14 protein-coding genes and 1 pseudogene are annotated in these 18,346 nt (G+C 46.4%); 10 read left to right on the forward strand and 5 right to left on the reverse strand.

Going from position 1 to position 18,346, the window contains the following annotated elements:
• Nucleotides 1–5: 5 nt before the first annotated feature.
• The 6 genes and pseudogenes from Q9R24_RS11205 (at nucleotide 6) to secF (ending at nucleotide 6,155) form a co-directional block, all read left to right on the forward strand.
• Complete coding sequence (locus Q9R24_RS11205) at nucleotides 6–575, forward strand: LemA family protein (protein ID WP_071851643.1); 570 nt, start codon at nucleotides 6–8, stop codon at nucleotides 573–575.
• 113 nt (nucleotides 576–688) lie between these two features.
• Nucleotides 689–1,531 (forward strand): annotated as a pseudogene (locus tag Q9R24_RS11210) (DUF4303 domain-containing protein).
• 130 nt (nucleotides 1,532–1,661) lie between these two features.
• Entirely contained in the window at nucleotides 1,662–2,792 is a 1,131-nt protein-coding gene (tgt, locus tag Q9R24_RS11215; protein ID WP_311204528.1) for a tRNA guanosine(34) transglycosylase Tgt, read from the forward strand.
• Between the two features lie 100 nt (nucleotides 2,793–2,892).
• Nucleotides 2,893–3,222, forward strand: a complete 330-nt coding sequence (gene yajC / locus Q9R24_RS11220; protein WP_004645158.1) for a preprotein translocase subunit YajC — start codon at nucleotides 2,893–2,895, stop codon at nucleotides 3,220–3,222.
• A 51-nt stretch (nucleotides 3,223–3,273) separates the two neighbouring features.
• Entirely contained in the window at nucleotides 3,274–5,172 is a 1,899-nt protein-coding gene (gene secD / locus Q9R24_RS11225) for a protein translocase subunit SecD (protein ID WP_311204529.1), read from the forward strand.
• Nucleotides 5,173–5,180: 8 nt separating this feature from the next.
• On the forward strand, nucleotides 5,181–6,155 hold the full coding sequence (gene secF / locus Q9R24_RS11230; RefSeq protein WP_171066787.1) for a protein translocase subunit SecF: 975 nt from the start codon (nucleotides 5,181–5,183) through the stop codon (nucleotides 6,153–6,155).
• Nucleotides 6,156–6,179: 24 nt separating this feature from the next.
• Here secF and Q9R24_RS11235 read toward each other — a convergent pair whose 3' ends face one another.
• The 5 genes from Q9R24_RS11235 to cysM form a co-directional block, all read right to left on the reverse strand.
• On the reverse strand, nucleotides 6,180–6,863 hold the full coding sequence (locus Q9R24_RS11235; RefSeq protein ID WP_195725604.1) for a hypothetical protein: 684 nt from the start codon (nucleotides 6,861–6,863) through the stop codon (nucleotides 6,180–6,182).
• 100 nt (nucleotides 6,864–6,963) lie between these two features.
• Nucleotides 6,964–9,273 carry a bifunctional (p)ppGpp synthetase/guanosine-3',5'-bis(diphosphate) 3'-pyrophosphohydrolase gene (locus Q9R24_RS11240; RefSeq protein WP_044110572.1) on the reverse strand — a complete coding sequence of 770 codons (2,310 nt, stop codon included), beginning with the start codon at nucleotides 9,271–9,273 and terminating at the stop codon, nucleotides 6,964–6,966.
• Between the two features lie 32 nt (nucleotides 9,274–9,305).
• Nucleotides 9,306–10,694: a 23S rRNA (uracil(1939)-C(5))-methyltransferase RlmD gene (gene rlmD / locus Q9R24_RS11245; RefSeq protein WP_311204530.1), complete on the reverse strand. Its 1,389-nt coding sequence runs from the start codon at nucleotides 10,692–10,694 to the stop codon at nucleotides 9,306–9,308.
• A 6-nt stretch (nucleotides 10,695–10,700) separates the two neighbouring features.
• Nucleotides 10,701–11,519 carry a 3'-5' exonuclease gene (locus Q9R24_RS11250; RefSeq protein ID WP_005098085.1) on the reverse strand — a complete coding sequence of 273 codons (819 nt, stop codon included), beginning with the start codon at nucleotides 11,517–11,519 and terminating at the stop codon, nucleotides 10,701–10,703.
• Nucleotides 11,520–11,537: 18 nt separating this feature from the next.
• The gene (cysM, locus tag Q9R24_RS11255; RefSeq protein WP_005098086.1) at nucleotides 11,538–12,467 is read right to left on the reverse strand and encodes a cysteine synthase CysM; all 930 of its coding nucleotides are present in this window, start codon (nucleotides 12,465–12,467) and stop codon (nucleotides 11,538–11,540) included.
• Between the two features lie 362 nt (nucleotides 12,468–12,829).
• Here cysM and Q9R24_RS11260 point away from each other — a divergent pair, with 362 nt between their 5' ends.
• The 4 genes from Q9R24_RS11260 to Q9R24_RS11275 all read left to right on the forward strand — a co-directional run bounded on the left by Q9R24_RS11260 (nucleotide 12,830) and on the right by Q9R24_RS11275 (nucleotide 18,265).
• Nucleotides 12,830–15,637 carry an ATP-binding protein gene (locus Q9R24_RS11260; RefSeq protein WP_311204531.1) on the forward strand — a complete coding sequence of 936 codons (2,808 nt, stop codon included), beginning with the start codon at nucleotides 12,830–12,832 and terminating at the stop codon, nucleotides 15,635–15,637.
• A gap of 105 nt (nucleotides 15,638–15,742) precedes the next feature.
• A complete protein-coding gene (locus tag Q9R24_RS11265) occupies nucleotides 15,743–16,531 on the forward strand; it encodes a crotonase/enoyl-CoA hydratase family protein (RefSeq protein WP_004733731.1) in 789 nt (262 codons plus the stop codon).
• A 36-nt stretch (nucleotides 16,532–16,567) separates the two neighbouring features.
• Entirely contained in the window at nucleotides 16,568–17,437 is an 870-nt protein-coding gene (locus tag Q9R24_RS11270) for an NAD(P)-dependent oxidoreductase (RefSeq protein WP_191112596.1), read from the forward strand.
• Between the two features lie 39 nt (nucleotides 17,438–17,476).
• Nucleotides 17,477–18,265, forward strand: a complete 789-nt coding sequence (locus Q9R24_RS11275) for a TIM barrel protein (protein ID WP_311204532.1) — start codon at nucleotides 17,477–17,479, stop codon at nucleotides 18,263–18,265.
• Nucleotides 18,266–18,346 lie beyond the last annotated feature (81 nt).

The raw sequence follows: 18,346 nt of genomic DNA on the forward strand, positions 1-18,346 counted from the left end.
CTCGGATGGGATTTTTGATTTTATGTTTGGTCATTGTGGCACTGATTGTCGCGATTATCATGATCCGCAACAGTATTGTCCGTCATCATAACGCCACGATTCGCGCTTGGTCGGATGTCGCCAGTTATGAACGGCAAAAACTGAAAATTCTGGATGGGCTGCAACCGCTGGTCGAGCAATACTCGAGTTTCGAAAAAGGTACGCTAGAAAAAGTCACCGAACTGCGTCAGAACATCATGAATCTGAATATCAAGGATGCCGATATTGGACAGTTACAGCGCATTGAAAGCCTGAATAAACAGTTGATGCATAGCCTGAATGTGGTGATTGAAAATTATCCGGAACTGAAAGCCAATGACATCTATCTGAAAATGATGGCTGAAATTGAAGAACAGAATGAAAATGTCGGTGCGGCGATTACCATTTATAATCGCAATGTCGAACTGTTTAACAACCAGATCCAGATTTTTCCGCACAACATCATTAACAATATGTTGCTCAGAAAAAAAGTGGTACGTCCATTCCGTGATCAAAGCGTGACTCAGAATTTTGATTACCGTCCGAACTTTCACTGAGTGAACAGCAAGATCTGATAAAATTTTGCATCCTTGGCGCATCACCTTATTATAAAAACAGCCAAGGATGCGGCTGTACCTGTCTAAAACTTATAAAATAAAGAATAAAAATTATGCTGGATTATTTAGAGCGCTTGCAACAGACGCTGGTCGAGGAATTTTATCGGTTATACGACCATTATTAGGATGATGAAATCTATGCCTGTAGTCTGGTCTTTGACGAATTTTTACTGCTGGATGATCTGGCCATCTCGACTGAACGCAGTATTTTTAAAGATCCGGAAGATCCTCAGCAATATCTGGCGGAACAGGATCGCTGGAATGTCCGGAAATGGCGTTATCGGGCCCACACTTCGCCCGACTCAGGACTCATCCCCTTTAAAACCTTGCTGGCCGATTATTTTAAAACTCAACACAGCTTTGGCCATCCGGTATTGGCACAGCAAAAACAGCTGCACGCGACGCATCTGGATTTATTGCTGGATAGTTTTAAACAGGCCAAACATCGTCTTTCTGAGGCTTATGGTCTGGATCTGGATAGCATCCTGTTTTTCATGAGCCTGCCGACCCAAGTCGAATTTGAATGCCAATCTGCGCAGACCCTGAATCCTGAGCATATTCATTTACAGAAATTTCTGGCATCCAGACAAACTACTCATTTACCGGCCATGCAGAAACGCTTGAAACTCTCGCAAAACGACAAGGATATTCTGATTGATCTGGAGCAGATGCTGGTAATGGAACCTTATGATTATCTGCAAGTGGCGCAAGATGCCTATTTGCTGACCTTGGAATCCTACTTTGTCGATAGCAATATTTATATCCAGAAACTGATCCAGCATATCGCCGCAATGGCCTCGGAACCTGATGGCAGCTGTGCCCTTAGCCGGGAAGATATCCAGCAGCGCTTGCAGCAGTTTTCTACCCATTCACCAATTTCCCCGGATGTTCCCTAGCTTCAGCGATAAATAAAATTACAGAGCGAATGCTCTACAATGCTGGCGTTTAGCGTAAGAATCAAGGAAAATAGCGCCCTTTAGCTATAACAATCAGCGAACTGTTTTTTCGCCTTGATGTGGAACTCCTATGAAGTTTGAAAAATTAGGTCAGTCGGGCCGTGCCCGTCGTGGTCGTTTAACGCTTGAACATGGTGTGGTGGAAACCCCGATGTTCATGCCTGTGGGTACTTATGGTACGGTCAAGGGCCTGTTGCCACGTGACATTAAAGAGATCAAATCTCAAGTCATTCTGGGCAATACCTTCCATTTGTATCTACGTCCAGGACTGGATGTAATTCGTGAACATGGCGGCCTGCACGGCTTTATGAAATGGAATAGTCCCATTTTGACCGATTCAGGCGGCTTTCAGGTCTTCAGTCTGGGCGCAATGCGTAAAATTAAAGAAGAAGGTGTGACCTTCCGCTCGCCGATTGATGGTTCAAAAGTATTTTTATCTCCTGAAATTTCAATGGATATTCAGCACACGCTGAACTCTGACATTGTAATGATTTTTGATGAATGTACCCCGTACCCTGCGACGCATGAAGAAGCGCGAAAATCTTTGCAACTTTCTTTACGCTGGGCCAAACGCTGTAAAACCCAGCATCATGAGGTGCTGAAAAACCGTAATGCGCTGTTCGGGATTATTCAAGGCGGTATGTATGAAGATTTACGTGATGAATCTTTAAAAGGCCTGCTTGAAATCGACTTTGATGGTTATGCGATTGGCGGCCTGTCCGTGGGCGAACCAAAAGAAGAAATGATCAAGGTCCTGGATTATCTTCCAGAAAAAATGCCTGCAGACAAACCGCGTTATTTGATGGGTGTCGGCAAGCCTGAAGATATTGTGGAAGCGGTGCGTCGCGGTGTCGATATGTTTGACTGCGTAATGCCAACCCGAAATGCACGTAACGGTCACTATTTTGTGACAGACGGCTTGGTGCGAATCCGTAACAGTAAATACCGTCATGACCAAAGCCCGCTCGATCCGCATTGCGACTGCTATACCTGCCAGAATTTCACCCGTGCGTATTTATTCCATCTTGAGAAATGTGGGGAAATGCTCGGCTCAATGCTCGGTACGATTCATAATCTGCGCTATTACCTGCGTTTGACTGAAGCGATGCGTGATGCATTAGACAACGGTACATTTGACGAATTTGTTCATGACTTTTATGCCCGCCGCGGCCTGGAAGTGCCACCTTGTCCGCAAGATTAATCCATCAGCATTTGCGCTGAGGAAAAAGACAATGTAAATTGCAAGAATATGTCAATTTATTATCGAGTTGATCACCAGTTTTTTATTTTAGGAAAATGTAATGAGCCTTTTTATTTCGACTGCTCACGCTGCAGGTGAAGCTGCACAACAACCAAGCATGATGGCGAACCTTTTGATGATTGCTGTTTTTATTGCAATCTTCTATTTCTTGATCTGGCGTCCTCAATCTAAACGTGCCAAAGAACACCGTGCTTTGGTCGACAGCCTTGGCGTTGGCAGTGAAGTGGTATTTGCAGGCGGATTAATGGGCAAAATCACCAAGATTGAAGGTGACTTCGCAGTGGTTGAATTGAGCCGTGGTGTAGAAGTCAAAGTTCAACGTGCAAGTGTGATCTCAGTCCTACCTGAAGGCACTTTAAATAACCTTTAATCAAAAATAGTCGTGCCCTCGCACGACTTTTTCATTTTAAGAAGAAAACGAATGCGTTACCCAGCATGGAAATATGTACTGATCCTGGTTGTCCTGGTGATCAGTACCTTATATGCCCTGCCAAGTTTGTATCCAGATGAACCTGCTGTACAGATTTCGGGTGCCAAAGCCGGTACTCAAATTGATGCAAGCATCGTACAAAAAGCAGAGCAAATTTTAAAAACTGAAAATATTGCCACTCATGACAATAGCTTTGGCAACAATGCAGCCTTATTACGTGTAGATTCAAGTGAATCGCAACTTAAAGCCAAAGAGGCTTTACGTCGTGGTTTAGGTGATGATTACGTGGTTGCACTGAACCTTGCCCCGACCACCCCAGAATGGCTGCAAAAAATTGGTGCCAAACCAATGAAGCTCGGCCTGGATTTACGGGGTGGTGTTCACTTCTTGCTTGAAGTGGATATGGACAAGGCCATTTCCCAGCGTATGGAAACCTCTGCGACGGATCTACGTCGTCAGTTGCGTGATAACAACCTGAAATTTAATAGCCTGAATTTAAGCAACAACACCATTGTGATGCAGTTTGCCAACAATGATGACCGTTCTGCAACGATGGACTTCTTGCGCCGTAATGGCAATGAGTTTACCCAGCAGGCTGTTGCGACCGAGACCGGTTCGACTTTACGTTTGAACTATACCGATGTGCGTAAGCAAGAAATTGAATCTTATGCAGTCAACCAGAACTTGACCACTTTACGTAACCGTATTAACGAGTTAGGTGTCGCAGAAGCACTGGTTCAAACCCAGGGCAGCAACCGTATTGTGGTTGAGCTTCCTGGTGTACAGGATACCGCTGAAGCGAAACGTGTCTTGGGTCGTACCGCGAACCTCGAGTTCCGTCTGGTGTCTGACCAGAATGATCAATACATTGATCCATATACCGGTCAGGCTACAGGTGCATTGCCACCAGGCACAGAAGTCTTTGCTTATGAATCACTGGACAGTGGTCGTCAGCTCCTGTTGAACCGTAACCGTATCTTAACCGGTGAACGTGTTCAGAATGCATCAAGTGGCTTTAGCCAGGACACAGGCGGTGCTGAAGTTAACATTACCTTGGACAGCGCAGGTGGCAAACTGATGTCGGATGCCACCCGTAATGCGGTCGGTAAACGTATGGCCGTCTTGTTCATCGAGAACAAGCAGCGCATTAATTATGTGGAAGACCCTGCGACCGGCACTCAAACTGAAGTTCGTACCCCGTATACTGAATCTGTAGTGATTAACGCTGCAACCATTCAGGCAGTACTGGGTTCTCAGTTCCGTATTACTGGTCTGGACTCACCGCAAGAAGCTGCTGAACTTGCCTTGATGCTGCGTGCAGGTGCGTTGGCTGCGCCAATGTACTTTGTAGAAGAACGTGTGATTGGTCCAAGTCTGGGTCAAGAAAACATCGACAAAGGTGTACTTTCAACTCAGATCGGTTTCCTCTTAGTCGCAATCTGGATGGTGGTATTCTTCCGTCTGTTTGGTGTGATTGCCAACTTTGCACTGGTCTTTAACCTGGCGATGATTCTGACAGTCATGTCTTGGATTGGCGCTTCCCTTACCCTTCCAGGTATTGCCGGTATCGTCATTACCATTGGTATGGCGGTCGATGCCAACGTACTGATCTGTGAACGAATACGGGAAGAAATGAAATGGGGGGCTTCGCCAAAACAGGCGATTGTTGCTGGTTATGATCGTGCCTATAACACCATTTTCGACTCGAACTTAACCACATTCCTGGTGGCATTCATTCTGTTCGCGATTGGTACAGGTCCGATCAAAGGCTTTGCCGTAACCCTGATGATTGGTATTGTCTGCTCGATGTTTACTGCAATTACAGTAACGCGTGCCGTGGTACAGCTCATTTATGGCAAAAAACGTAACTTGAAAAAGTTGAGCATTTAAGGAGATCACTGATGACTGAAAATACTCAACTGAATCAAAAACAGTACGGTCGCCCGGAAGACGAACGCATTATTCCGTTTATGAAGATTGCGATGCCTGCGGCATTGTTTTCAATCCTCTTAACCGTTGCAAGTATCTTCTTTATTGCCACCAAAGGCCTGAACCTCGGTTTAGACTTTACCGGTGGTGTGGCAGCCGAATTAAACTATACCAATCCGGTCAAACCTGAAGATGTCTCCAAGGCATTGAACCAGGCAGGCTTTAATGATGCTGTGGTTCAGACTTTAGGTTCTGAACGTGACCTGATGGTGCGTATGCCGGTTCAGGAAGATATCGAAGCTGAAGACCTGACCAAAGCTGTTACAGCCGCAGTTCAACTGCCAAATAATGCGGCAGAAGTACCGAAGGTTGATGTCGTCGGTGGACAGGTCGGTAATGAGCTCTATGTCCGTTCTGGCGGTGCTGTGGCACTTGCGCTCCTGCTGATGCTGGTCTATGTCACCATCCGCTTTGAGGTCAAGCTGGCTATGGGTGCAGTATTGTCACTGTTCCATGATATCGTCGTTACCCTCGGGATTTTTGCGATGATGCAGTGGCCATTTGACCTGACTGTACTTGCAGCACTCCTTGCAATCATCGGTTTCTCACTGAACGATAATATCGTGGTCTCTGACCGTATCCGTGAGAACTTCCGTAAGATTCGTGGTGCAGAACCGGTCGAGATTATCAACATTGCCCTGACTGAAACCCTGCGTCGTACCATTCATACCTCTATGACCTTATTGCTGGTGGTGCTTGCCATGATGCTGATGGGTGGTGATGGTCTGAAATGGTTCTCGATCGCGATGTTTGTCGGTGTCTTTGTCGGGACCTATTCGTCGATCTATATCGGTACGGCCTTTGCCTTGTGGCGTGGTCTGAACCGTCAGGACTTTATTGTTCAGGTGAAGCCAGAATTTGAAGACGAGAACCAGATTCCATAATCTGTTCTGTTTCATGTTCATCGTTCAGCCCGTCTTATGATGGGCTGAATTATTTCTGCCGTTTGAATATGTGGCAGTGGGAAGAATCGCAATGACTGAATGGGTTTTCTCAATATCGGTTTTTTGAAAAATCACCTTTCTGCTTTCATCCAGACTTTGGAATTCATAATGATCCCGAGCTTCGCTCACCAACTGCAAAATGAGCTGCAGGCCATTGACCAGATACACACAGAGTATGCCTGCAGTGGATAACTCGGCCTGTTTGTCACAAATCAGCCACCAGCCCGGTTTTAAGCTGGGAAAATAATACGACCCTGCTACCTGAATCGCATAATGCTGTGATTGCAGATGAAAAATATCCTGATTGAATGAGAGCGGTGAATCCAGGGAGATAAGTGCAAATGCCTGCTGTTCTATTACCTGCATTTGAAATAGTCTGCCTTGCTCTGGTATTGAAACTAATTCAACTTTTGGTTCAACCGACTGATCTAGAATGAACACATCTAGACCCAGTTGTTGCTCCAGTTCCCTTGCAGCCTTCTCCCCGATCTGACGTTTGCTATTCAGCAATTGCGCAATATATGAAGCAGACAAGCCAAAATGTTCACAGATCTCTTTGCCGGTTTTAAATTGCTGCGTCTCGATCAGCAGATCAATCACCTTGGCCAGATTATTTCGTCTACGTTCAAATATTTCGGTCGCGCTCATTTTGGTTTGCTGGTCTGTTTTTTATCCATGTGATTCAAATACCTTACAATAAAAAAGCCCACAATTGAATTGCAGGCTTTTTAAACTTACATAACGGGAATTAAGTACCCTGTACCAGACGGCGTGCGCTGATAATTCCTGGCTGCTGCTCAAGACGGGCCAATAGCTTGGAAAGTTGTGCCAGACCTTTGACTTCAATCAGCAGCTTCATATTAGCAATACCGTCCGCTTCCGAAATGGTATTCACCTGACGGATATTGATCTGATCCGAGAAAATCACTTGCGTCAGATCTTTGAGCAAACCGCGTCGATCATAAGCTTCCACTACAATCTGTACGCTCTGACCACGAGTCGGCTGCATTTCCCAATCGGCTTCTACCGCACGCTCAGGCTCTTGGGTGATCATGCGGACATAGTCCGGACAAGCGACTTTATGAATGCTCACACCACGATTCAGAGTGATATAGCCAGCAATCGATTCACCATGCACCGGTTGGCAACATTGCGCGACATGCAATTCCACGTTATCCAGACCGTCGATCAGAATCCCGTGCGCTGACAGCGTATGACTGGCACGCGGGTTCAGGGCAGGTTTTAGCACCAGTTCAGGTTCGTCCTGATCCAGATGCATGTGACGATTCACCTGATTAATCAGGGCATGCAGGCTGATATCACCATTGACCAGATTGACCAGAATATCATCACCGGTTTTGACATTGAAGTGGTTGCAATAATCACTCAGATCAATCGATTTCGGGTGAATTGCCAGACGTGACAATTCTTTGTTCAGTACTTCACGGCCGACTTCCAAGTTCTTGCTACGATCCTGCTGACGGAACCAGTGACGCAACTTGTCTCGTGCCCGGGCTGTCTTGATATAACCCAGCGAATTAACCAGCCAGTCCCTGTTCGGTTCCCGGTCTTTTTTGGTCAGAATCTCGACCTGTTCACCGGTTTTCAGGGTATAGGTCAGCGGCACATAGCGCTGATTCACCCGTGCAGCATAGCACTTGTTCCCGACTTCGGTATGCACATGATACGCAAAGTCGAGTACGGTCGAATCACGTGGTAGCTCTTTGATATCGCCATCACGGCTAAACACATAGATCTTTTCGAAGCCTTCAAAATCTTGAATATGCTCAAAATTCTCTATTTCATCTTCAGATTCTTTATGTGCACTGCTTTCATTACGCTCCTGATAATGCTCAAGTACCGCACGTAAGGAATGTAGACGATGGTTAAAGGAGCGATCTGTCGTTTTTGCACCTTCTTTATAATTAAAGTGTGAACACACCCCAAGTTCAGCTTCGTCATGCATTGCATGGGTACGAATTTGCACTTCAAGTGACTTGTTCTCGGCAATTACTGCTGTATGTAAAGAACGATAGCCATTGGCTTTCGGGTTGGTAATATAATCATCAAACTGATGCGGAATATGGCGCCAGATCTGATGCACAATACCTAAAGTGTGATAACACTCCGGTACGCTTTTCACCAGTACCCGTAAAGCACGAATATCATAGAGCTGGTCAAAGCTCAGGTTCTTGCTTTTCATTTTTCGATAAATCGAATAAATGTGTTTCACCCGGCCATTAATTTCAGCTTCGATACCATGTTCGGCCAATTCATTGCGTAATTTATCAATCACAAACTGAATATACTGTTCACGCTCCAGACGCTTTTCATTCAGTAAGGAAGCAATTTCTTTATAACGTTCCGGCGCAAGATAACGGAACGCCAGATCTTCCAGCTCCCATTTCAGCTGGGCAATGCCCAAGCGGTGTGCCAGTGGCGAGTAAATGGTCAGAATTTCTCGGGCCACCCGTTCCTGACGCTCACGCGAGGAATTGGCCAGTTCACGCAAGGCATAGGTACGTTCGGCCAGCTTGACCAGAACAACCCGTACATCTTCGGTGACCGAGATCAGCATTTTGTAAATGCCAGACAGATGTTCACGCTGGTTATTATTGAAATGATCTTCCAGGCGTTTATTTTTTTCGATCAGCTCAGACAGCTTACCCATGGCAAGCGTACCTTTGACCAGGCTATGCACCTGTTCGCCGAACTGTTCCAATACTTCACTGAGTGGCATGACGCCTTCACGAACAGCACGATACAGCATGGCTGCGGACAAAGTATCTTCATCGACATGCAGATGCGCCAGAATATCCGCCATCTCAATACCAGTATAAAAGGTATTGGAGCGGTGCTGAACCGTACTTTGCAGCTCTCTTTCTAATGTTAAGTGGGCGACTTCTTCGAGCTGCGTTAAAGGTGCGCCATCTAATATGCCACGAACCCGATCCAACCATTCAGTCAGATCCTGGTGTGCTTGTTCGGCATGTTCTACAGTCGTCTCCTGTGACAACTCATTGAGTCGTCCAGGGAGTTGCTCACGTACTGTGACCATACCCGTCTCCTACTTTTAAAAACATCATTTCTTTAATCGTTTATTTGATTTTCTTTTTCGAACAATGCGATTGATTCAACATGTCCAGTATGTGTAAACATATCCATCACGCCCGCTTGGGTGAGACGATAGCCCTGTTGTACCAAGAGTCCTGCATCTCTGGCGAGTGTCGCAGGATTACATGACACATAAACGATTCTTTTAGCTCCAAACTGAGGGATATAATGCATCACTTCTTCTGCCCCGGCACGTGGCGGGTCGATTAATAATGCATCAAAACCTTGATTTGCCCAAGTGTGGTGCGAGAAATCTTTGGTTAAATCTTGTGAATAGAACGATATTTGTGCAATACCATTGTTTTTGGCATTTTCCGCACCACGTCGAACCATTTCATCACTTCCCTCGACCGCAATCACCTGACCCGACGCACCAACACAGCGCGCCAGCGGCAAAGAAAAGTTTCCTAATCCACAAAACAGATCCAGAACCCGTTCACCCTGTTCTAGCTGAAGCAAATCACATGCCAATCGTACCATTTGCGGATTGATGCTTGAATTTACCTGAGTAAAGTCCAGAGGATTAAAGCCGAATTTCACATCAAAGTCATCAAGACCATAGTGTAAGCGTGCAGATGCTTCTGGATCATCTATCCGCGAGAGCGTTTCTTTGCCGGCAGGCTGCAGATACAGTTGCCAGCCTTTCTGTAACGTAAATTCGCGCAATTGGTTGACATCATCGGCAGATAATTTTGCAGTTTCACGCACTAACAGCGCAATGTCCTGATCCCCCATGGCCAATTCTATATGACCGATGTCAGCCTTACCATTGAGACCTTGCAGCAATTGTTTAAGACCTGTAACCGAGCCAAACTCGCGATCCAAGATCATACAGCGATCAATCGACGTGAGTTTGTTGGACTGATTTTCACGAAAGCCCACCACCAGCTGATCCTTGGAAGGCAGATAACGCACCCCGATTCGCGCTTTACGGCGATAATCTTCACGTTGTGAACGTAAAGGCGGTAGCCATTGATCGGGCTGGATTCCAGCAAAATGCTGAAGATGCGATTTCAGCACATTCTGTTTCAGTTCAATCTGCGCATCCGCAGCGATATGCTGCATATTACAGCCACCGCAAATCCCAAAATGTGCACAGATCGGCTTGATGCGAATTTCGGAAGCTTCGCTGAGTAATTCAAGACTGTCAGCTTCTTCCAGTTTTTTAACTTCACGGGTAATGCGAGCACGCACGGTTTCACCGGGCAAGGCATAACGGATAAAGACTTTCTTGCCGTGTTTATGCGGTGGATGATCCGGGTGTGAACCATAATGAGCGATGCCACGTCCCTCATGCGAAAGTGACTCAACCTGAAAAATGTACTCGGGTTGCTGGGTAGGACGTGTGTGTGCTCGATGCTTCATGAAAACCTAGGATGTGGGAGTTGGAAAATCAAAACGGGTAAAGTCAGTTCTTTGTGACGTTTCACGCCAAACCGATAAAAAGTCCGCATGCTGCGGTTGGGTATGCAAATATTGAATCGTACTGTGCAGCAAATGCTGATAATCCGGCAATAACAGCTGTCCTTTTAACAACAGCCAGCGGATATAGACCAGCCAGGTATTCAGCACATCGCCTTCACAATAAGAGGTCAGTTCGGTCCATTGCTGATTGCGGACATATTCAGGAACCCGATAGGCCCCGTCACCGCGTTTACCCGGATAACCCAGCAAATGTGCAACATCGTCCAGCTTCTGGAAATGACGCGCATGGAACATGGCCATCACATCCATTAAGTCGACATGACGATGATGGTAACGATTCTGGTAGTTATTATAACGCTTTTGCGTGTCAATTTCGCCCTGATCGAATAGACTCGGTGCAGAGAGTCCATGATACATGGCACGGTATAAAATCACCGGTAAATCAAACTGTGAACCATTCCAGCTGACCAGCGTCGGATGACGCTTATCAAAAATCGATAAGAATTTTCTTAAAATTTCCGCTTCAGAATGCTGTTCCCGGCTAAAAGAAAACAGCTTCATGCCCTGCTCATCGATCCATAAACCGGAAATACAGACAATTTCATGCAAGGGCGGACGCTGAAAATCAGAGCCTGAATCCTGACGGCGCAGTTTGGTCAGGGCCTGATCCAGATCTGCTTCAGGCAAGTCCAGACCAAATAAATGCGCGCCTGATTTGAGATCGGTTTGGGTTTCAATATCGAAAGTTAAAACAGGCAGGCGCATAACACAGTGCTCAAATAATTATTCAGAATCTTGCACAGAGAATAACCCTGTAGACAAGTAACGGTCACCACGGTCACAAATAATACACACAATGACGGCATCCGGATGTTCTTCCGCCAGCTTTATGGAAGCCCACACCGCACCACCAGACGAAGTACCAGCACTGATGCCTTCTTTCTGCGCCAGCTTGCGCATGGTTTTTTCAGCTTCAATTTGTGGAATATCAATAATACGATCCACGCGACTGCGGTCAAAAATAGTCGGCAGATATTCTTCCGGCCAGCGACGGATTCCGGCAATGCTTGAACCATCAGATGGCTGTAAACCCACGATCTGAATCTCCGGATTCATTTCCTTCAGATATTTCGAGACACCCATAATAGTGCCGGTTGTACCCATAGAACTGACAAAGTGGGTAATCTTGCCACCGGTTTGCTGCCAGATTTCAGGACCTGTAGTCAGATAATGTGCTTCGACATTATCCGGATTACCAAACTGGTTCAGTACCAGACCCACGCCATCATTTTGCATTTGAGCGGCCAGATCACGTGCACCTTCCATGCCTTGTTCTTTGGTGACTTCAATCAGCTCGGCACCATAAGCACGCATCGCATCCTTACGTTCCTGACTCATATTGTTCGGCATGATCAGCTTCATTTTATAGCCACGCATCGCTGCGACCATCGCCAATGCAATCCCCGTATTTCCGCTCGTTGCTTCAATCAGGGTATCACCCGGCTTGATCTGTCCACGCTTCTCGGCCTGCATGATCATATTATAGGCCGGACGGTCTTTGACCGATCCTGCCGGATTATTGCCTTCGAGTTTCGCGAGTACTGTAGCTTGAGTGTGACTTACCAGACGCTGTAAACGCACCAGTGGCGTTTTGCCGACATAGTGGTCTAACAAAAATTCATCTGCTTGAAAATCGGGGGTGGTATTACTCATTGTATGCACCTATATCGAGGTGCGGCTATTGTATGAAAAAATGCTTTTCCCTGCATCCATTTAGCAAGGCTTTTTCAGAAAACTCACTAAAACTCACACACTATCAAGCCATAAACTACATTTCCCGATAATTTAGCCAGGTGAAGCAGCTCGCTAATGAAGATGAAAATACTATTTCAGTCTGGCACTTTTACAGATTGAAATTTCGTGCGTCTTAGTCTTGCTGTACCTGAGCAAAATTAACTGAAATCTCTTGTATTTTTAACTGCTAATCCGAAGCTTTATAAAAATTATGCTTAAATTTTAACTGTCGATTTAAAGCATGCTAATATGCCAGGCATAAAGAAAATACTGCTTAAATCATGTCAACGATCAACAAAAAGCTGTTTAAACGCCTACACTTAAATCATGCCTATGGACAGCTGATTGCGCTGATTTTTGTGCCGATTACCATTTTGGCCTGTGTCGGTGCCATGCTGGTGTTGACTGAGACCTCGAATGCCGCACGTGCCCAGCAGAAGCAGATGGCCATTGCGATTCTCACCCGTTTTCAAGGCACCTCAGAATATGCACTGGATATCTTGAATCTGTATCCATGGCAATATGACCAGGCTCACAACTCCATGCAGAACATGCTGAATGAAAAGCATCTGGTTCGGGCAGCAGTTCTGGATGAAAATGGCAAGAGCCGTTTGGGCATTGGTTTTCAGGAACAGGCGCCTTGGCCAGAATTTGAGAAAAGCGGCAATTTTGTTGGTCCGATTCTGCATCAAGATAATCATATCTATGCCATTAAAGTGAATGAAAACACTTTTTCTACCGGCTGGCTGGCGATCGAACTGGATAACCAGCCGCTAGTAATTGCCCGTTACCGAGTACTGATCGTACTGATTGCGACCGGATTACTGACCTTATTATTGTTATTACTTTGCTTGAATTTCTACTCACGGCGCTGGATCGCCCCAATGTATGAGATTCGCATGCAATTGCAACGCCTGAATGCCGATACCCTCGGCCAGCATATGGTGATTAACAGCACCGGCGAGCTGCGTTTATTGCAACGTGATATCGCCAATGTGGTGAAACGTTTGCATTTCAGCTTTCTGGAACTGCGTGAACATACCGAACAGACCGAAGACGATTTACGCCGCACCCTCGACACTTTAGAAGTCCAGAATATTACCTATCGTCAGGCACGCGACCAGGCGATCTCGGCCAACCAGGCCAAGTCGGTGTTTCTGGCCAATATTTCCCATGAATTGCGCACCCCGCTGAACAGTATTGATGGTTTTATTCATCTGTTGTTACGTCAGGGCAATCTCAGCAACGAGCAGAGCCTGTATTTGCAGACCATTCGTAAGTCTTCGGCGCATTTGCTGGCACTGATCAATGATGTTCTGGATTTTTCCAAAATTGATGCCGGCAAACTGGAACTGGAAACGGCACCTTTTGATCTGGAAGAAGCGATTTTTGATGTGATGGACATGTTGTCACCTCTGGCAGCACAAAAACATATTGATATGGCCTTCTATTATGCAGATGGTGTGCCAAAACACATTATTGGTGATGCGCTACGATTTAAACAGATTCTGACCAACCTGATTTCCAATGCGATCAAATTCACTCCGGATGGAGAAATCATTGTCCGGGCACGCATGGAACATGATGGAATGGATCAGTGTGTGCTGCATTTTAGTGTACAGGATAGCGGCATTGGCCTGAGTGGTACCGACCGTAAAAAGCTGTTTGAGTCCTTCTCGCAGGGTGATACCTCGGTGACCCGTCAGTTTGGCGGTACCGGTCTTGGTCTGGCAATTTCCAAACAGCTGGTCAGCCTGATGCATGGCCAGATTGGTTTTGAAGACAATCAGGAACGTGCTCCAACCGAAAAAGGCTCTACTTTCTGGTTTACTGCCCAGTTCCTGGTCGATGAAGATACCGTGATTGAGCATCCAGATTTTAGCGAATTGACCGTGGTGTCTTATCTTGCACATCCGGCAACTGCGAATGTGCTGCGGCATTATCTGGAAAATTATCAGGTTAAACATATTGAATGTGCATCAATTCTGGATCTGTTTAGCCGTCTGAATCATTTACAGAATAGCGAAAATACCTGGCTGATCGTCGATCATAGTGGTGACAGTGAGGTCTTGTTACGCGAAATCCGTTCACGTTATCAGGGTCATCTGGCTGTCTATGGTTATCAGATGCAGCTGGATCCAAGCATGCTCAACGACCATCGTGCCCGTGCCCTGCATCAGCCACTCAGCCGCACCGCCCTGATTCAATTACTCGGCAATCAGCCGGTCTTCGATCAGGAACAGCATGAAGAATTTAATGGTCAAGGCCTGCATATTCTGGCCGTGGATGATCATTTGCCGAACCTGATTGTTCTGGAAGCCTTACTGGGCGAACTCAATGTCACCACAACCAAAGCCCTCAGCGGGCAGGAAGCGATCGATATTATTCAGCGCCGTTATGAACAGGAACAGCCGGCATTTGATCTGGTCTTTATGGACATTCAGATGCCAGTCATGTCGGGGATCGATACCACCCGTGCTATTCGCTCGCTGGAATCAACTTTTGAAAATCATAGCCGTCTGCCGATTATTGCACTGACGGCACATGCGCTTTCTGATGAAAAACATAAACTGCTGCAAAACGGCATGGATGATTATGTCACCAAGCCGATCCAGATCGAGCAGATTATCCAAATTTTGACGCACTGGACTACCGAGCATTTTAAACGGATTCCGGTACTGGAACGCGCCAATGTGATTGATGCACTGGATCCAAATATTCTGGACTGGCAGCAAAGCCTGCAACTGGCAGCCAATAAAGAAGATCTGGCGGTAGACCTGTTACGCATGCTGGTAGACAGCTTTGCAGATGAACTCGATGAAATGCAGCAACTGATTGAACTGGAAGATTTTCCACAACTGGAACATGTGCTGCATCGTTTATATGGCGCGACCCGCTATGTCGGTGCACCGACTTTGCAGAAAGTCACCGGTGGCTTTGAACAGTTCGTTTCAACCCTGCGCAAAGAACGCCGTAAGGCCGATGAAAACTTTGTTCAGGACGTGCTGAAATATTTTGATGAACTCAAAGCCGTGGTTGAACAGGTTGAACAGGCTGCCCAGCAAATTTTGAAGCAACATTTGAATTAAACCTCTGAAGTGGCTCAGTCCATGACTTAAGAAGTGTGACTGAGCTGTCATGCAAGCCTAAAGGCTGCATGCTATGCTCAAGCCAGGAAAATAAGGAAGAATGCCATGTCACTCGTGCGCTTGGAAAAAAATAACGGCATTGCCACTGTTACACTGAATCGTCCGGATAAACGCAATGCCATGAGCTTTGCCCTGCTGCGCGAACTGGTCGCGACTGCACAAAAAATCAAAAAAGATAAAAGCATCCGATGTGTGATTTTAACGGGAGAAGCCCAGGTCTTTAGTGCCGGTATTGATCTGGCAGATTTAAATAATCCTAAAAATCGTGCTTATGCCGCATGGGAACTGATCCGTCCGGGTCAAAGCTTATTTCAAAAAGCATTTCTGGTCTGGCAGGAATTGCCAGTCCCGGTGATTGCCGCAATGGAGGGCTTCTGTTTTGGTGCCGGGATGCAACTGGCATTAGCCGCAGATATCCGCATTGCCCATCCTGAGACCAAAATGTCGATTATGGAAACCCGCTGGGGACTGGTGCCAGACATGGGACTCAGCCGCTCCCTGAAAGGCCTGATTGGTATTGATCTGGCCAAAGAGCTGACCTTAACTGCCCGGATTTTTGATGGTGAATATGCCAAAGAAATCGGTCTGATCACCCATGTCGATGAACAGCCACTAGGAAGAGCACAAGCCTTGGCTGAAGAAATGCTGCAACGTTCTCCAGATGCGCTGATGGCCTCTAAATTTGTACTGGATGCCATGCAGCATCGTCCAAATAAATCCTTGCGTATGGAAAAAATATGGCAGCTGAAATTATTACTGGGTAAAAACAGTCAATTGGCCCGTAAAAAGGACAAAAACCCAGAGGTTCAGTTTGTACCGCGCCAATACAAATAAACCCAGTCTGAATCTAGGAAAGGAATAAACCAAAGCATGCAGTTGAATCGCGATACTAAAATTGCCTTTTTAGGTATGGGGCTGATGGGCACTCGCATGGCCACACGTCTGCTTCAAGCAGGTTTTCAGGTGGCAGTCTGGAACCGCACACCATCTGCCTGTGAGCCCTTGCTGGATCTAGGTGCAACTACGCTATCTTTGGATAAGATTACAGATTACCCGGTGATTCTGACCTGCCTGGCAGATGATCAGGCAGTGCAATCTGTTTTTGCTCAGATCGAACCGTATTTGGTTGCGGAGCAAGTGATTGTAGATTTCTCCAGCCTTTCAGTACAGCAAACCCAAATACTTGCTGCACAAGCACAGGCTAAGAAAGTAACCTGGATTGACTCTCCGGTTTCAGGCGGTACAGTTGGAGCCGAACAAGGCAGTCTGGTGATTTTTGCCGGTGGTGATGCCACGACGATTGAAAATCTTAATCCGATCTATGCAGTACTTTCCCAGCGTGTCACCCGTATGGGGGATACGGGTACCGGTCAGGCGACCAAAATCTGTAATCAGCTGATTGTGGCTGCCAATAGCACCCTGATTGCAGAAGCGGTTGCCTTGGCTGGACTTGCGGGGGTGGATACCCGTTTACTCGCGCCTGCGCTGGCGGGTGGTTTTGCCGACTCCAAGCCTTTTCAGATTCTGGCACCGCGTATGGCCACGCAAACTTTTGAACCGGTGCAATGGAAAGTACAGACCTTATCCAAGGATCTGAATAATGCCGTGCAACTGGCACAAAGCTTTGACCTGGATGTTCCGGTGGCGACTCAAGCTTTAACGCAGTTACATGCTCATCAAGCCCAAGGCTTTGCCGAAGCAGATCTGGCTACTGTAATCCAGCAACTAAAACATTCATAAAGCTTGATTGATGCGGCCTTGAATATTGAAGAGAAAGACATGATTAAACTTGCCGTCAACCTGTCGATGATTTTTACCGAAGTACCGCTGATCGAACGTTTCGCGCTGGCTCGTGCACAGGGCTTTAATCATGTGGAAATCCAGTTTCCTTATGAACTTACGATTGGCCAGATTCAAAACCAGCTCAGCACCCATCAGCTAAACTTGTGCCTGATTAATGTGCCGGCAGGTGATTTAATACAGGGCGGTCATGGTCTGGCTGGCATTCCAGGACAGGAAATCGAGTTTCGTCATGCGGTTGAGCAGGCTATCCAGTATGCTACCGCATTGAATGTACCTCGGGTGAACATTCTGGCAGGAAAACAGCCTAGGGATTGTGATCTTTTACCCTGCCTGAATACGCTGGCGAGTAACCTAAAAATGGCCTGTTCAATGCTGCTTGAGCATCAAATTGAACCGGTCTTCGAAATGATCAATGGCACCGATATGCCACGTTTTTTGATTCAAAATGTTGCCCAAGCCCAGGAAATGCTGGAAGCGGTACATCATCCGGCCTTAAAAATGCAGTACGACTGTTACCACATGGCAATGATGGGCGAAGATGTCTTAGAAACTTTGCAAGAAAATATTGCCTCGATTGGTCATATCCAATTTGCGGATTGTCCGGGACGGCATCAACCCAATACGGGTTCAATTCAATATCATGATATATTTCAGTGGTTAAAACATAGTCAATATCAAGGTTATGTCGCTGCCGAGTATAAACCTAGCGGACATTCCAACGATTCCTTTGACTGGAAAGCTGAGTTCTTTCCGGAGCATGACTGAGTGGACTGCGGCTTCATTTGAAATTCAGGACTAAAACCGCTATATTAGACCATGCATAATTGTTAGGAAATTACACTCCCC

The organism is Acinetobacter sp. RRD8, assembly GCF_031844225.1.
Lineage (GTDB): Bacteria > Pseudomonadota > Gammaproteobacteria > Pseudomonadales > Moraxellaceae > Acinetobacter.

Excerpts from the sequence above, each read along its gene's own strand:
- cysM (WP_005098086.1), bottom strand. The coding sequence starts at position 12,467 with ATGAGTAATACCACCCCCGATTTTCAAGCAGATGAATTTTTGTTAGAC.
- secD (WP_311204529.1), top strand. The coding sequence starts at position 3,274 with ATGCGTTACCCAGCATGGAAATATGTACTGATCCTGGTTGTCCTGGTG.
- Q9R24_RS11250 (WP_005098085.1), bottom strand. The coding sequence starts at position 11,519 with ATGCGCCTGCCTGTTTTAACTTTCGATATTGAAACCCAAACCGATCTC.
- Q9R24_RS11235 (WP_195725604.1), bottom strand. The coding sequence starts at position 6,863 with ATGAGCGCGACCGAAATATTTGAACGTAGACGAAATAATCTGGCCAAG.
- Q9R24_RS11275 (WP_311204532.1), top strand. The coding sequence starts at position 17,477 with ATGATTAAACTTGCCGTCAACCTGTCGATGATTTTTACCGAAGTACCG.
- Q9R24_RS11265 (WP_004733731.1), top strand. The coding sequence starts at position 15,743 with ATGTCACTCGTGCGCTTGGAAAAAAATAACGGCATTGCCACTGTTACA.
- Q9R24_RS11205 (WP_071851643.1), top strand. The coding sequence starts at position 6 with ATGGGATTTTTGATTTTATGTTTGGTCATTGTGGCACTGATTGTCGCG.
- rlmD (WP_311204530.1), bottom strand. The coding sequence starts at position 10,694 with ATGAAGCATCGAGCACACACACGTCCTACCCAGCAACCCGAGTACATT.
- yajC (WP_004645158.1), top strand. The coding sequence starts at position 2,893 with ATGAGCCTTTTTATTTCGACTGCTCACGCTGCAGGTGAAGCTGCACAA.
- Q9R24_RS11270 (WP_191112596.1), top strand. The coding sequence starts at position 16,568 with ATGCAGTTGAATCGCGATACTAAAATTGCCTTTTTAGGTATGGGGCTG.
- tgt (WP_311204528.1), top strand. The coding sequence starts at position 1,662 with ATGAAGTTTGAAAAATTAGGTCAGTCGGGCCGTGCCCGTCGTGGTCGT.
- Q9R24_RS11260 (WP_311204531.1), top strand. The coding sequence starts at position 12,830 with ATGTCAACGATCAACAAAAAGCTGTTTAAACGCCTACACTTAAATCAT.
- Q9R24_RS11240 (WP_044110572.1), bottom strand. The coding sequence starts at position 9,273 with ATGGTCACAGTACGTGAGCAACTCCCTGGACGACTCAATGAGTTGTCA.